This window comes from Chthonobacter albigriseus, assembly GCF_013839445.1.
In the GTDB taxonomy this organism is placed as follows: Bacteria; Pseudomonadota; Alphaproteobacteria; order Rhizobiales; family Pleomorphomonadaceae; genus Chthonobacter; species Chthonobacter albigriseus.
Map to the genome: position 1 here is coordinate 106,966 of NZ_JACDIT010000007.1, position 14,056 is coordinate 121,021.

Below are 14,056 nucleotides of genomic sequence, written 5' to 3' on the forward strand. Positions count from 1 at the left end.
TCGGCCTCCCAAGGACACCAGCATACCCCCATGCAGAGCTATGACGTCGTTATCATCGGCGGAGCGGTCACCGGATCTTCGGTCGCCTATCACTTGGCTGCGGATCCGGATTTCACCGGGTCGATCCTGGTGGTGGAGAAGGATCCCTCCTACCAGACCTGCGCCTCGGCACTGTCGGCGGCGTCCATCCGCCAGCAGTTCTCGTCGGCGGTGAACGTCAAGATCTCGCTCCACGGCATCGCCTTCCTGCGCTCGATCGGCGACATCCTGGAAGTGGACGGCGACCGGCCGGACGTGCAATTGCACGAAGGCGGATACCTGTTCCTGGCAACCGGCGCGGGGCGTGAGATCCTGGAGGAGAACCACGCAATCCAGGTCGGGCTCGGCGCGGATATCGCCTTCCTCGACCCTGCAGCCTTGAAGGCGACGTTCCCGTGGCTCGCCGTCGACGACCTCTCGGCCGGCTGCTACGGGCTTACCGGCGAAGGCTGGTTCGACGGATACGGGCTGATGCAGGCGTTCCGGCGCAAGGCGCGGTCGCTCGGCGTGGAGTACCGGGCGGCAAGCGTCGTGGACGTGAGGACGGCCGGCGGGCGTGTCGTCTCGGTGACGCTCTCGGACGGCTCGGAGATCGCCTGCGGGACGGTGGTGAATGCGGCCGGCGCGGGCGGTGCCGCCATCGCGCGGGCGGCCGGGGTCGAGATCCCGATCCATGTGAAGAAGCGGATGATCTTCACCTTCAAGTGCGCCGACCCGGTGGAGCGCTGCCCGCTGCTGATCGATCCCACCGGCGTCTACGTGCGGCCGGAGGGCGACGGCTTCCTGTGCGGTACCGCTCCGCCGGCGGACCAAGACCCGGACGTGGAGGGCGACTTCGAGGTGGAGTGGGGCCTGTTCGAGGAGGTGATCTGGCCGACGCTGGCGGCGCGGGTGCCGGCGTTCGAGCGGATCCGGACGGGACGGGCCTGGGCGGGCACCTACGACATGTGCGCCTTCGACCACAACGTGCTGCTCGGCCCGACGCGGGCGGTGCCCAACCTGATCCTCGCCAACGGCTTTTCGGGACACGGCCTGCAGCAGTCGCCGGCCGTCGGGCGCGGCATCGCGGAACTGATCGTGCACGGCGGCTACCGCACGCTCGACCTTTCGGAGTTGTCGCCGGACCGGATCGCGGATGGTCGCCCGGTGGTGGAGAAGAACGTGGTCTGATCACGACCTGCGGCGGGGCTGTATTCTCCGGCACCGCTGCTAGAATAGGCTCTCCAGAAGGAGCCTTGCCGCGTTGCGTGCCCGCCTGCGTGCCCGACTGTTGATTGCGCTGATGATCGGCGTCGGCCTCGCCGCGTCGGCGGCGCCGATCGCGCTGCGGCTCGCGGTGGAGGCTGCCAAGCCGGCGGATCTGTTCGTCCAGACATCCCGCGTGGTACTCGACCGGAACGGCCGGCTGCTTCGACCTTTCGTGGTGGAGAACGGCCTGTGGCGACTGCCGGCATCGGTGGAAGCCGTCGATCCGCTTTATCTGGCGATGCTGCAGGCGACGGAGGATCACCGTTTTCCCGAACACCGCGGGGTCGACCCGACCGCTATCGTCCGCGCCGGATTGCAGCTGGTCACATCGGGGCGGATCGTTTCGGGCGGCTCGACGCTGACGATGCAGGTGGTGCGGCTCGCCGAACGTCGGCATACACGCGACGTCCCGGGCAAGCTCGGCCAGATCGTCGGCGCGCTGGCGCTGGAGCGCTTCGTGTCGAAGGACCAGATCCTCGACGCCTATCTGAAGCTCGCCCCATTCGGCGGGAACCTGGAGGGGATCCGGGCGGCGTCGCTTGCCTATTTCGGGCACGAGCCGCGGCGGCTGCGGCCTGCGGAGGCGGCGCTGCTCGTGGCGCTGCCGCAGGCGCCCGAAGCGCGACGGCCGGACCGTTTTCCGCAGGCGGCGAAGATCGCGCGGGACCGGGTGCTCACCCGGGCTGTCGCCTCGGGCGTTCTCAGCCGCGCCGACGCCGAGGCCGCCATGGGGGAGCCGGTGCCGGAGCGGCGGATCGCCTTTCCCATGCTCGCGCCGCAGACGACCGACCGCGTCGCCCGCGAAACGCCGGCCGAGCCGATCATCCGGCTGACGCTGGACGGCGACCTGCAGGGCAAGCTGGAGCGGCTCGCCGAAGAGCGGGCTGAGGCGATCGGGCCGAAGGTTTCGGTCGCCATCATGGTGGCGGACATCGCCACCGGCGACGTGCTCGCCTCGGTGGGGTCAGCCAAGCTGATGGACGAGAGCCGGGACGGGTTCATCGACATGACGCGCGCCGTGCGTTCGCCGGGCTCGACGCTGAAGCCCTTCATCTATGGGCTGGCGTTCGAGAGCGGGATCGCGCATCCAGCGACCCTCGTGGAAGACCGGCCGACCGCCTTCGGGGGCTATACGCCCGGCAACTTCGACAAGACCTTCCACGGGACCGTGACCGTTCGCCGGGCCCTGGAGCTGTCGCTCAACGTGCCGGCGGTGCAGGTGCTGGAGCAGGTCGGGCCGGCCCGGCTGGTCGGCCGGATCAAGCGGACGGGCGTGACGCCGCGCTTTCCGGACATGTCGCCGGCGGGCCTGGCCATCGGCCTCGGTGGCGTCGGACTGACGCTCGCCGACCTGACGACGCTCTATGTGGCGCTGGCGCGCGGCGGCGATCCGGTGCCCTTGGTGGAGCGGCTGGGCGGGCTGCGGCCGGCGGAACCGATGAAGCCGATCTTCGATGCCCGAGCAGCGGCCTACGTCACGGATATTCTTGCCGGGACACCCGGCGTGACCAAGGGTGACGCGCGGGTGGCGGTGAAGACCGGCACCTCCTACGGATACCGCGACGCGTGGGCCATGGGCTACGACGGACGGCTGGTGATCGGGGTCTGGGTGGGCCGGCCGGACGGCGCGCCAATGCCGGGACTGATGGGCGTGGACGTGGCGGTGCCGGTGCTGGCGGACGCCTTCGTGCGGGCCGGCGGGATCACCCGCCTGCCGCCGTCGCCGGTGAGCCTCCTGAACGCGACCTCGTCGCAGTTGCCCCCGCCGTTGCGGCGCCTGAGAGGCGCGCGGGCGGAGGTGGCGGACCGAAACGCGGGGCCGGCGATCGCCTATCCGCCCGACGGGGCTCGCGTGGACCTCGGCGGCAACGGGGCTGGCCTTTCCCTGAAGGTGCGGAACGGGCGGGCGCCGTTCACGTGGTTTGCCGACGGGGCGCCGATCGCGCGCGAACCCTTCTCGCGCGAGATCCTGTTCACGCCTGCAGGATCCGGCTTCGTGACGCTCAGCGTAGTGGACGCGCTCGGGCGCGCCGACCGGGTCACCGTCTTCCTGGAGTAGCTCGCCGGCTACTGCGCGCTCGTCTGCCTGTCGCTGGTGTCATCGCCAGCGTCCGCTCCCTCGGTTTCTTCGGCGTTTGCGCCGCTCCGCTCGCCGGCGGTCCAGTCCAGCATGATCCGGCCGAAGAAGTTGGCGTATTCGTAGCAGAAGGTCGCCTCGCGCTTCGCCGGGTACCAGTAGGCGTTCGCCTCGCCGCACGCCTTGGCCGTGAAGGTGATGCCGGGCTCTAGGACGTAGCGCTGAGCCATTGTTTCAGCGACGGTGTCCAGGACGCGACTTTCCTTGATCACCGTGTAGGCCCAGAGGAGTTCGGGGTCGCTGGTCTCCTCGTATGAGACCGTGATCGCCGCGCCGCTGCCGTCGGTGTTCTGGTGCGGCTCCAGCAGCTTTGCCCAGGAGTCGGAAACCTGCTGGTACTCCCAGCCGCAACGTTCGCGCCGGTCTGCGGGTAGCTCGTAGCTGTCGGCTATGTCGCTGAAGCGATCGGGATCCTGACCGACCATCAGGCAGATCACCTGGTAGGAGCGCTGCAGGTCCAGGCCGTGCTCGTCGTAGTAGGCGGAATGATCCTCCTCCGCGTCGTCGGCTGCGGCGGCCAGCTCGTGCTTGGTCCAGGATCCGTCGGCACGGTCGGCCAGAGCCTGCTCGAAAGCTTCTGAGCCGCCCTCGAGCAGCATGATCGTGGCGAGGTTGTCGACGGCGTCCTCCTCGCGGCCGAGCACTGGCAAGTCGAACTCGGAGATCAGCATATGACCGGATTCATGCAGCATCGTGTAGAGGGCGTTGCCGACGACGTACTCGACGGCGGCCGTCGTCTCGTCTTCGGTCAGGTCCTCGTAGGTCAGTTCGGCGGATCGCGCCGGAGATGACAGGATGACGACGGCTATCGCCGCCCAATAGACGCTGCGCATGATGAAGGCGTGCCCCGTTCGACTTGAACCACCGACGACTAGGGTAGCAGCGTCAGGTTTCGAAGTCGCGAATTCGAGAGACGCCGTGACCGATACGGCCGCACCAAAGAAAACCGCCGCCCACCCAGGGGGTGAGCGGCGGCTCCAAACGTCCGGCCGGGTGTCAGCCGGTGGATGGCCGGGCGCTTGTGGCCGCGCCACGAGGGGGTGGCGCGGCCAACTCGGTCAGGTCACTCGGCCGCGACCGGCATCGGCGGGACGGCGACGCCCATGCGGCGGGCGACGCCTTCGCCGTAGCGCGGGTCGCACTTGGCAAAGTGGGCGACCTGGCGCTCGATGATCTCGGCGGGAACGCCGCCCATCGCCGCTGCGATGTTGTCCATCAGGCGCTCGCGCTCGGCCTCGGTCATCAGGCGGAACAGGGCGCCGGGCTGGCTGTAGTCGTCGTTGCCGGCGCGATGGTCGTAGCGGTCCGCATCGCCGGAGATGCGCAGCGGCGGCTCGCGGTATTCGGGCGCCTGGCGTGGGCCGGAGAAGCTGTTCGGTTCGTAGTAGGCGTTCGGGTTCGGATTGTTGGGGAAGAAGCGCATCGACCCGTCCTTGTGGTAGTGGTGGACGGGGCACTTGGGCTGGTTCACCGGCAGCGCCTCGTAGTGGGTGCCGATGCGATAGCGGTGAGCGTCAGCGTAGGCGAAGATACGCGCCTGCAGCATCTTGTCGGGCGAGAAGCCGATGCCGGGAACGATATTGGACGGCGAGAAGGCGGCCTGCTCGATCTCGGCGAAGTAGTTGTCCGGGTTGCGGTTCAGCTCCATCACGCCGACCTCGATCAGCGGATAGTCGCTGTGCGGCCAGATCTTGGTGAGGTCAAACGGGTTGTAAGGCGTCTTGTCGGCGTCGAGCTCGGGCATGATCTGGACGCAGACGCGCCACTTGGGGAACTCGCCGTTCTCGATGGCGTAGAAGAGATCCTCCTGGGTGGACTCGCGGGTCTTGCCGACGACCTCGGCGGCTTCGGCGTTGGTCCAGTGCTTATGGCCCTGCAGGGTCTTGAAGTGGACCTTGATCCAGAAGCGCTCGCCGGCATCGTTCAGGAACGAGAAGGTGTGCGATCCGTAGCCGTTGACGTGACGCACGCCGACCGGCAGGCCGCGGTCGGAGAAGAGGATGGTGATCTGGTGCAGGCTCTCCGGCGAGAGCGACCAGAAGTCCCACATGGCGGTCGGGGAGCGCAGGTTGGTGCGGGGATGGCGCTTCTGGGTGTGGATGAAGTCCGGGAACTTCAGGGGATCGCGGATGAAGAAGACCGGCGTGTTGTTGCCGACGACGTCCCAGTTGCCCTCCTCGGTGTAGAACTTCACCGCGAAGCCGCGCACGTCGCGCTCTGCGTCAGCTGCGCCCAGTTCACCGGCCACCGTGGAGAAGCGCACCAGCACCGGGGTCGACTTGCCGACTTCGGCGAAGAGCTTGGCGCGGGTGTACTTGGAGATGTCGTTGGTGACCGTGAAGGTGCCATGCGCACCCCAGCCCTTGGCATGGACGACGCGCTCGGGGATGCGCTCGCGGTTCTGGTGCGCCAGCTTTTCGATCAGCTGCCAGTCCTGAAGCAGCACGGGGCCGCGCGGGCCGGCGCTCAGCGAATTCTGGTTGTCGGCGATCGGCGCGCCCGCCGTGGTCGTCATGATCGGACGATCGGTCATTGTCTGGCTCCCCACGAGAAAAGTCGTTCGGCTGCGGACCGGAATCGGCCTGCGGCTCGGCGGTGACTGTGACCGGGGACGGTGATAAGATCAAATCGCAAGTTCGGACGAAGGCGATAAGACAAACCTATGAAGATTACCCTCCGCCAACTTCGCTACCTCGATGCCCTTGCCACGGAACAGCATTTCGGTCGCGCCGCCGAACGATCGGCCGTCAGCCAGCCGGCGTTGTCGGCGCAAATCCGGGACTTGGAGGCCCTCCTCGGGGTGACGCTCGTCGAGCGGCTGCCGACCGGAGCCCGGCTGACGCGCGTCGGGGCGGAGGTCGCGGCGCGAGCCCGAGCGATCCTCGGCGATGTGGGAGACCTGGAGTCCTACGCCCGCGCGCAAAGCGGCGACCTTGCCGGGCCGTTCCGGCTGGGACTGATCCCGTCGATCGCGCCATTCCTGTTGCCGCGGCTGCTTCCCATCCTGGGCGACCGTTTTCCCCGGATGGAGCTCGCCGTGCGCGAGACCGTGACGGGGACGTTGGTGGAGGAGCTCGTCGCCGGCGACCTCGATCTCGTGATCGCCAGCGTGCCGCTCGACCATCCGGCGCTGGAGGAGATGCCGCTGTTCGACGACTGCTTCCTTCTCGCCACCCCCCGACAAGGGCCGTACGCGCTGGCAAGCGCCGACTCCGCCGGGCAGATCCCGGCGGAAGCCCTGCTGCTGCTGGAGGACGGGCACTGCCTGAGGGACCAGACGCTCAAGGTGTGCGGCGCCCTCGACATGCGCAAGCTGCGGAACACTGGGCTGACCTCGCTCACCACGATCCTGCAGCTGGTTGCGGCGGGGCAGGGAATCACCCTGCTGCCGGAGATGTTCCTGGAGAACGCCGCGATGGACCAGTCCGCCATCCGGCTGAACCGGTTCGCCGGGCCGGAGCCGAAACGGACGGTCGGGCTGGCCTGGCGACGCTCCAGCCCGCTGACGCCGTTGTTCGAACGGCTTGGCGACGTGGTGGCGCGTTGTGCGTCCGGGCACCAATCCGAGCATCGCGAGGGTGGGCGGGCGGGCTTGTCGCGGCACGAGGCGGCGGCTATAAGCCCGCAGACTTCGGCATTCGAGCCGCTTCCGACCGGACGGCGGCACCCTTGAAAGGCAAGCAGACATGGCGATCGAACGCACCTTCTCGATGATCAAGCCCGACGCGACCCGTCGCAACCTGACCGGCGCCATCACCGCCAAGCTGGAGGCGGCGGGCCTGCGCGTGATCGCCTCCAAGCGCGTGTGGATGAGCCGGCGTCAGGCGGAGGGCTTCTACGCCGTGCACAAGGGCCGGCCGTTCTTCGACGAGTTGTGCGAGTTCATGTCGTCCGCGCCGACGATCGTGCAGGTGCTGGAAGGCGAGAACGCCATCGCCAAGAACCGTGAAGTGATGGGCGCGACGAACCCGGCGAACGCCGCCGAAGGCACCATCCGCAAAGAATTCGCGCTGTCGATCGGCGAGAATTCGGTGCACGGCTCCGACGCCCCGGAGACCGCTGCGCAGGAGATCGCCTACTGGTTCTCCGAGACCGAAATCGTCGGCTGACGGCGAGCGACCTGGTCGTTTTTCAAGGCCCGCGCTCGCCAGCGCGGGCCTTCGTTTTTCCGATGAAGCCATCGGGGCTCGCGGGGCTTGACCGGCCTGACCGTTTCGCCTGATCTCGTGCGACATCGCTTGGAGTTGGCCGCATGAACCGCCCCGTCACGCCCCGCATCGCGCATTCCGCCTGCCCGCACGACTGCCCGTCGACCTGCGCGCTGGAGGTGGAGGTGATCGACGACCGGACGATCGGGCGGGTGCGGGGCGCAGAGGACAACGCCTATACGGCCGGGGTGATCTGCGCGAAGGTCGCCCGCTATGCGGAGCGTGTCCACCATCCGGACCGGCTCACGAAGCCGCTGCTGCGGACCGGTCCGAAGGGATCGCGCCAGTTCCGCGAAATCTCCTGGGACGAGGCTCTCGACCGGACCGCCGAGGCGTTCCTTGCGGCCGAAGCGCGGCTGGGCGCGGAAACCGTCTGGCCCTACTTCTACGCCGGCACGATGGGGCTCGTTCAGCGCGACGGCATCGAGCGGCTGCGGCATGTAAAGCGCTATTCGCGCGAGTTCGACACGATCTGCACGAACCCCGCCTGGACCGGCTACATCGCCGGAACCGGGCGGCTCGCCGGGCCCGACCCGCGGGAGATGGCGCTGGCCGATTGCGTGGTGATCTGGGGCACCAACGCGGTCGCAACGCAGGTCAACGTGATGACCCACGCCGTGCGTGCCCGCAAGACGCGGGGCGCGAAGATCGTGGCGGTGGACGTCTACGAGACGGAGACGGTGCGGCAGGCCGACATCGGACTCGTGCTCCGGCCCGGCACCGACGCCGCGCTCGCCTGCGCGGTCATGCACGTCGCCTTCCGCGACGGCTACGCCGACCGGGCCTACATGGCGCGCTACGCGGACGCGCCGGAGGAACTGGAGGCGCATCTCGCCAGCCGGACGCCGGCTTGGGCATCGGCGATCACCGGGCTCACCGTGGAGGCGATCGAGGCGTTCGCCAAGCTGGTCGGGACCACGCAGCGGACCTTCTTCCGGCTCGGCTACGGCTTCACGCGGAGCCGCAACGGTACGGTTTCCATGCACGCGGCGGCCTCGATCGCCACGGTGCTCGGGTCCTGGCAACACGAGGGCGGCGGGGCGTTCCACAACAACGGGGCGATCTACCGGCTCAACAAGTCGATGATCGAGGGCACCGACGCGTTGGATCCGACGGTGCGGCAGCTCGACCAGTCCCGCATCGGGGCCATCCTGACCGGCGAGGCCGCTGCGCTCGCGGGCGGCCCGCCGGTGACGGCGATGATCATCCAGAACACCAACCCGATGACGGTGGCACCGGAGCAGGAGAAGGTCCGCCGCGGGTTTTCGCGCGACGACCTGTTCGTCTGCGTGCACGAGCAGTTCATGACCGACACCGCGGCGATGGCCGATATCGTGCTGCCGGCGACCATGTTCCTGGAGCACGACGACATCTACAAGGGCGGCGGGCACCAGTACCTAATGTTCGGGCCCAAGGTGGTGGATGCGCCCGGCGAGGCGCGGGAGAACCATTTCGTCCAGGTGGAGCTGGCCCGGCGGCTCGGGGCAGTGCACCCCGGTTTCGACATGACCCCGCGCGAGCACGTGGACTGGATGCTGAAGGCGTCCGGCTGGGGGAGTCTGGCCGACTTGGAGGCGAACCGCTGGCTCGATTGCCAGCCGCCGTTCGAGCGCGCCCACTACCTCGACGGGTTCGGCTACGAGGACGGCAAGTTCCGCTTCAAGCCGGACTGGACGACGGTGAAGGCGCCCAATATGGGGCCGATGGGTCCGTGGGCCGACATGCCGTCGCTGCCCGATTTCTGGCCCGTGATCGAGGCCGCCGACGAGACGCATCCGTTCCGCCTGGTGACGGCGCCGGCACGGTCGTTCCTCAATTCCACCTTTGTTGAGACTCGGTCCTCAGTGAAGCGGGAAGGCCGGCCGACGGTGAAAATCCATCCGGACGACGCCGCGCGGCTGGTCGTGGAGACGGGCGATCGGATGGTGCTCGGCAATCACCGCGGGCGCGTGGTGCTGCACGCCGAGGTGTTTTCCGGCATTCAGCCGGGCGTGGTGGTCGCCGAGGGGATCTGGCCGAACGAGGCGCACGAGGGCGGCGTCGGCATCAACACGCTGACCGGCGCGGAGCAGGTGGCGCCCTATGGCGGGGCTGCCTTCCACGACACGAAGGTGTGGATCGCTCGCGGCTGACGTGGGCGCCGCTCCGGCCGGGTTACGGCCGACCGGAGCGGTTCCGACAGGTCAGGCCGCGATGCTGCGGACGAAGGACTGGATCTGACGGTCCAGCTGGTCGGTGACGGTCATCACGTCGGCCACCGCGGCTCGGACTGCAAGGGCCGAGCGGTTCGTTTCGGACGCCGCCTTGTCGGAGCGCTCGGAGACCGCGGCGACGCGGGCCGTACCGTCGGAGGCATGGCTGACGTTCTGGGCGATCTCCTCCGTCACCGCGCGCTGCTGCTCCATGGCGCCGGCGATCGACGCGGTGAAGTTCGCAACCTCCTCGATCCGGGTCGAGATGCCCTGGATGGCATCGACCGCGCCGCGGGTGGACGCCGAGATCGCGGCGATCCGGTTGGCGATGTCCTCGGTCGCGCGGGTGGTCTGGTTGGCGAGGTTCTTCACCTCGGCGGCGACCACGGCGAAACCCCTGCCCATCTCGCCAGCGCGCGCGGCCTCGATGGTGGCGTTCAGCGCCAGGAGGTTGGTCTGGCCGGCGATGTCCTGGATGATGTTGAGGACCTCGCCGATCCGTTCGGCCTCGGAGGCGAGGGTCGCCACGTCGGCAGTCGTGCGCTGGACGGACGACATCGTCTCGTCGACGACGGACTTCGCCTTCACCACGTGATCGGTCATCTCGCCGATGCTGGACGTCATTTCCTCGGCGGCCGCGGCAACGGTGCCCACGTTGCGGGACGCTTCGAGCGAGCTGGATGCCGCCTCGCCGGCGCTGCGCGAGGCATCGGCGGCAATGCCGGTCAGCTTGTCGGCAGTGGTGTCCATCTGGTCGGCCTGGCTGCGCAGCCGAGAGACGAGTTCGCTCACCTCGGAGCGGAAGTTTGCCACCGAGGCCTCGACGCTCGCGCGGATCCGCGCCTCCTTCTCGGCGTGCTGCTGCTGCTCGTTCGCCAGCGTGGCGGCGGACTGCTGGGCGACGGTCGCCTCCGCAAGGGCGTTGTCGGAGGTGACGAACGCGTGGTCCAGGTTCCAGACGATCCAGGCCAGGGTGCCGGTCTGGAGCACGACGATCACGGCGTGCAGAAGGACGCGCGCGAGGTCCGGCTCCGCGGCCGGGAACACGGCGGAGGGCAGGGCATAGTTCAGAACGAGGTGGTGAACCGCGGTGAAGGCCGCGTTGGCGATGATCGCCCGCCAGTCGCACCAGCCGGCGACCACCGCCAGCATGGCGAAGAAGTACATGTGCAGGTCGATCTGATAGGGGTGGCCCGCGGCCTGGTAGACCATCACCGCCACCAGGGCGGAGGCGGCGATCGACGTGGAGACGCGGGTGGCGACGCCGGTGCGGTCGGACAGCCAGGACATCGTTGCGCCGAGTGCGATTACGGCGCCGCCGGCGAGGCCGATCCAGCCGGACGATGCGCCGCCGATCAGCGCGATGCCCCCGAGAATGGCGACGTTCAGCCAGAGAAAGGCGATCAATGCGGGGCCGAACGTCCGGCGGAGCTGGTCCAGGGTCGTCATGAGCGTGTTTCCTTCACATCCTTGTTTGTGCAGCCGAACCCGAAACCGGCATCGATCACCAGCCAAGCGCCGGCGGCGTAGAGCGCCGAAACGAAGTCGGGGTTGTCAGACCGTGCGACAACGATCCAAGATTGCCCTGTCCCGTCGACCAGAAGACCGTCCGCGGCGGCAATCGCTCCGACGGCCGCCGGTTCGGACGACCCCGGGCCGAGTATGACGGCCACGTGGCCGCCCGGCTTGGGCGACAGCGCGATCGCCAGAACGGCGAGAGTGCAGAGCAGTGCTTGCGAGGTGACGGACGCGATCGTTTTCACTGGGAACCACTGTAGATTTCCCGGAATTTGCATCTTGCACCGTTAAAGTTTGGCAAAACTTCGCCACGTCAGCCAAAGTTTTCCGAATACTGCGAGCCGCTTACGCGGGCGGGGACCGGGTGCCGAAACAACCGGTCCGTTGCGTTTCCCCGCCGCTCCAGTAAAAAAGTGTCAAGCTGGCGCGCGGCGCGCCCGCTGATTCCTGAAGAGTTGGATATGACCAGATTCGTTTCGGCGATCTGCCTATTGGCCTGTGTGACGCCGGGGGTCGGCGTCGCGTTGGCGGACACGATCTCGCGCGAGACCCTGGAGCGCAGGTTCCTGGATTCCTGCGTCTACCAGCAGTTCGGCGTGAAGGACATCAACCGTCAGAAGATGATCGAGAACTGCCGCTGCGCGACGAAAACCGCGATGGCCACACAAGAGGGCGACAGCTTCCAGGAGCCCCGTTCAGGCGGGTTGACCGGTCCGCAGACCAAGACGATCCAGGCGGCGATCGCGGCCTGCTTCAAACCGTCATAGCGCTGGAAGCGCGGGCGCGAAGAGGCGGGCGGTCCCGTCGCCGGCGCGGGCCGGGTCGATGTCGACGCGATCCCCGTGGACCACAGCGGCCCCCGTGGCGATCATGGCAACCGCATAGGAATAGAGCCTGTGCTCGGCGGTCAGGATTCGCGCCGCAAGGCTGTCGGGCGTATCGCCGGGCAGAACCGGCACGGCAGCCTGGGCGACGATCGGGCCGGTGTCCACCTCGGCACGGACATAGTGGACCGTGCAGCCGGCGATCCTGACGCCGTCGGCGAGCGCCCGCGCATGCGTGTCGAGGCCCTTGTAGGCCGGCAGCAGGGAGGGGTGGATGTTGATCAGGCGATCCCGCCAGCGGTCGATGAACCAGGGCGAGAGCAGGCGCATGAAGCCGGCGAGACAGACCAGCTCGACGCCGCGCGCCTCCAGTTCCGCCGTCATCGCCTGCTCGAAGGCCACCTTGTCGGGGTAGTCGCGGTGGGCCACGGCGATCGCCGGTATGCCGCGCGCGGTGGCAAGACCCAGGCCGGCGGCGTCCGCCTTGTTGGCGATCACGCAGGCGATCTCGGCGGGAAATCCGGGCTCGGCGGCGGCGGCGGCCAGCGCCAGCATGTTGGAACCGCGGCCGGAGATGAGCACGCCGAGGCGGCGCTTGGCGGCGGCGCTGGTCATGGTCAGAGGCTCAGGCTGCCAGTGAAGAGCGTCCGCGGGCCCTCAGCGTCGGCCTCCAGGCGGCCGAGGCGGACGACAGTCTCGCCCTCGCGCGAGAGCACTGCCGAGACGGCCTCCGCATCGGCTTCGGCGACGACGACGATCATGCCGACACCGCAGTTGAAGGTGCGCACCATCTCGGACTGGTCGATGCCGGCGGTTCGCGCGAGCCAGCCGAAAACCGGGAGCGCCGGCACGGCGGAGAGGTCTACGCGGGCGGAGACCTTGTCCGGGAGCACGCGGGGGATGTTGTCGACGAAGCCGCCGCCGGTGATGTGGGCGAGGGCCTTGACGGCGCCGGTATCGCGGATGGCCGCCAGCACCGGCTTGACGTAGATGCGCGTCGGCTCGAGGAGCACCTCGCCGAGGCTGCGGCCCGGCGCGAAGGGCGCTTCGTCCCCATAGGACAAGCCGGCCCGTTCGACGACCTTGCGAACAAGCGAGTAGCCGTTCGAATGCGCGCCAGATGAAGCGAGGCCGAGGATGACATCACCGGGGCCAACGGTGGGGGCAGGGAGGATGCCGGTGCGCTCCGCCGCGCCGACGGCGAAGCCGGCGAGGTCGTAGTCGCCGTCGGCGTACATGCCGGGCATCTCGGCCGTCTCGCCGCCGATCAGCGCGCAGCCGGCGGTTCGACAGCCGTCGGCAATGCCGGCGATGACGTCGGCGGCGGTGTCGACCGACAGCTTGCCGGTGGCGAAATAATCCAGGAAGAACAAAGGCTCGGCGCCTTGCACGACGAGGTCGTTGACGCTCATGGCGACGAGGTCGATGCCGACGGTGCGGTGGATGCCGGCTTCGATCGCGACGCGCAGCTTGGTGCCCACGCCGTCGTTTGCGGCGACAAGTACGGGATCCTTGAACCCGCAGGCTTTCAGATCGAAGAGGCCGCCGAAGCCGCCGATGTCGGCGTCGGCGCCGATGCGGCGGGTGGCCTTGACCAGCGGCTTGATCCGGTCAACGAGCGCGTTCCCCGCATCGATGTCGACGCCAGCGTCGCGGTAGGTCAGACCGTTCGACCTTGTCTCGTCGGCCATGAGGGTTCGTCCTTCGCCTGCTCGCCTTCCAGAGCCGCGGTCAAACCTCAATCGGAGTGGTTTGGCAAGACGATTGACGAGCCATGCCCCCGGATTCAAGGGGAAAGCGAGGAGAGCGACGCTTCAACCCTTCAAATCGGCGCCTTTTCCGTCCACATGATCGCAAGGCACGCGCAACGCGGCGCGAGCAGACCCGAGG

Annotated in this window: 12 protein-coding genes; 6 read left to right on the plus strand and 6 right to left on the minus strand. The window is 68.3% G+C overall.

Annotated features, from left to right (window positions below; all coding sequences use genetic code 11):
- Positions 1 to 30: 30 nt before the first annotated feature.
- Both HZ321_RS17195 and pbpC read left to right on the plus strand, forming a co-directional pair.
- Positions 31 to 1,209: an NAD(P)/FAD-dependent oxidoreductase gene (locus HZ321_RS17195; protein WP_181703625.1), complete on the plus strand. Its 1,179-nt coding sequence runs from the start codon at positions 31 to 33 to the stop codon at positions 1,207 to 1,209.
- A gap of 73 nt (positions 1,210 to 1,282) precedes the next feature.
- A complete protein-coding gene (gene pbpC / locus HZ321_RS17200) occupies positions 1,283 to 3,346 on the plus strand; it encodes a penicillin-binding protein 1C (RefSeq protein ID WP_244635955.1) in 2,064 nt (687 codons plus the stop codon).
- 8 nt (positions 3,347 to 3,354) lie between these two features.
- On the opposite strand, the gene HZ321_RS17205 is transcribed toward pbpC, so the two are convergent.
- Together HZ321_RS17205 and HZ321_RS17210 are read right to left on the minus strand one after the other, a co-directional pair.
- Positions 3,355 to 4,257, minus strand: coding sequence for a DUF4344 domain-containing metallopeptidase (locus HZ321_RS17205; protein WP_181703626.1), 903 nt, complete (start codon positions 4,255 to 4,257; stop codon positions 3,355 to 3,357).
- 230 nt (positions 4,258 to 4,487) lie between these two features.
- Positions 4,488 to 5,957: a catalase gene (locus HZ321_RS17210; protein ID WP_181703627.1), complete on the minus strand. Its 1,470-nt coding sequence runs from the start codon at positions 5,955 to 5,957 to the stop codon at positions 4,488 to 4,490.
- A gap of 129 nt (positions 5,958 to 6,086) precedes the next feature.
- On the opposite strand from HZ321_RS17210, the gene HZ321_RS17215 reads away from it, so the two are divergent.
- From HZ321_RS17215 to HZ321_RS17225, 3 genes are all read left to right on the plus strand, one after another.
- On the plus strand, positions 6,087 to 7,097 hold the full coding sequence (locus HZ321_RS17215; RefSeq protein WP_181703628.1) for a hydrogen peroxide-inducible genes activator: 1,011 nt from the start codon (positions 6,087 to 6,089) through the stop codon (positions 7,095 to 7,097).
- A 13-nt stretch (positions 7,098 to 7,110) separates the two neighbouring features.
- The gene (gene ndk / locus HZ321_RS17220) at positions 7,111 to 7,533 is read left to right on the plus strand and encodes a nucleoside-diphosphate kinase (RefSeq protein ID WP_181703629.1); all 423 of its coding nucleotides are present in this window, start codon (positions 7,111 to 7,113) and stop codon (positions 7,531 to 7,533) included.
- Positions 7,534 to 7,676: 143 nt separating this feature from the next.
- Positions 7,677 to 9,764: a molybdopterin oxidoreductase family protein gene (locus tag HZ321_RS17225; RefSeq protein ID WP_181703630.1), complete on the plus strand. Its 2,088-nt coding sequence runs from the start codon at positions 7,677 to 7,679 to the stop codon at positions 9,762 to 9,764.
- Between the two features lie 51 nt (positions 9,765 to 9,815).
- Here the strand turns inward: HZ321_RS17225 and HZ321_RS17230 are convergent, their stop codons facing one another.
- Both HZ321_RS17230 and HZ321_RS17235 read right to left on the minus strand, forming a co-directional pair.
- On the minus strand, positions 9,816 to 11,273 hold the full coding sequence (locus HZ321_RS17230; protein WP_194304053.1) for a methyl-accepting chemotaxis protein: 1,458 nt from the start codon (positions 11,271 to 11,273) through the stop codon (positions 9,816 to 9,818).
- The gene (locus tag HZ321_RS17235; protein ID WP_181703631.1) at positions 11,270 to 11,587 is read right to left on the minus strand and encodes a hypothetical protein; all 318 of its coding nucleotides are present in this window, start codon (positions 11,585 to 11,587) and stop codon (positions 11,270 to 11,272) included. Before HZ321_RS17235 ends, HZ321_RS17230 begins: the two co-directional genes overlap by 4 nt.
- Positions 11,588 to 11,803: 216 nt before the next feature.
- Between HZ321_RS17235 and HZ321_RS17240 the strand changes: the two genes are divergently transcribed.
- Entirely contained in the window at positions 11,804 to 12,109 is a 306-nt protein-coding gene (locus HZ321_RS17240; RefSeq protein ID WP_181703632.1) for a hypothetical protein, read from the plus strand.
- Here the strand turns inward: HZ321_RS17240 and purN are convergent.
- Positions 12,104 to 12,781, minus strand: coding sequence for a phosphoribosylglycinamide formyltransferase (purN, locus tag HZ321_RS17245; RefSeq protein WP_181703633.1), 678 nt, complete (start codon positions 12,779 to 12,781; stop codon positions 12,104 to 12,106). The genes HZ321_RS17240 and purN overlap by 6 nt on opposite strands.
- A gap of 2 nt (positions 12,782 to 12,783) precedes the next feature.
- Positions 12,784 to 13,857: a phosphoribosylformylglycinamidine cyclo-ligase gene (purM, locus tag HZ321_RS17250; RefSeq protein ID WP_181703634.1), complete on the minus strand. Its 1,074-nt coding sequence runs from the start codon at positions 13,855 to 13,857 to the stop codon at positions 12,784 to 12,786.
- Positions 13,858 to 14,056: the final 199 nt, after the last annotated feature.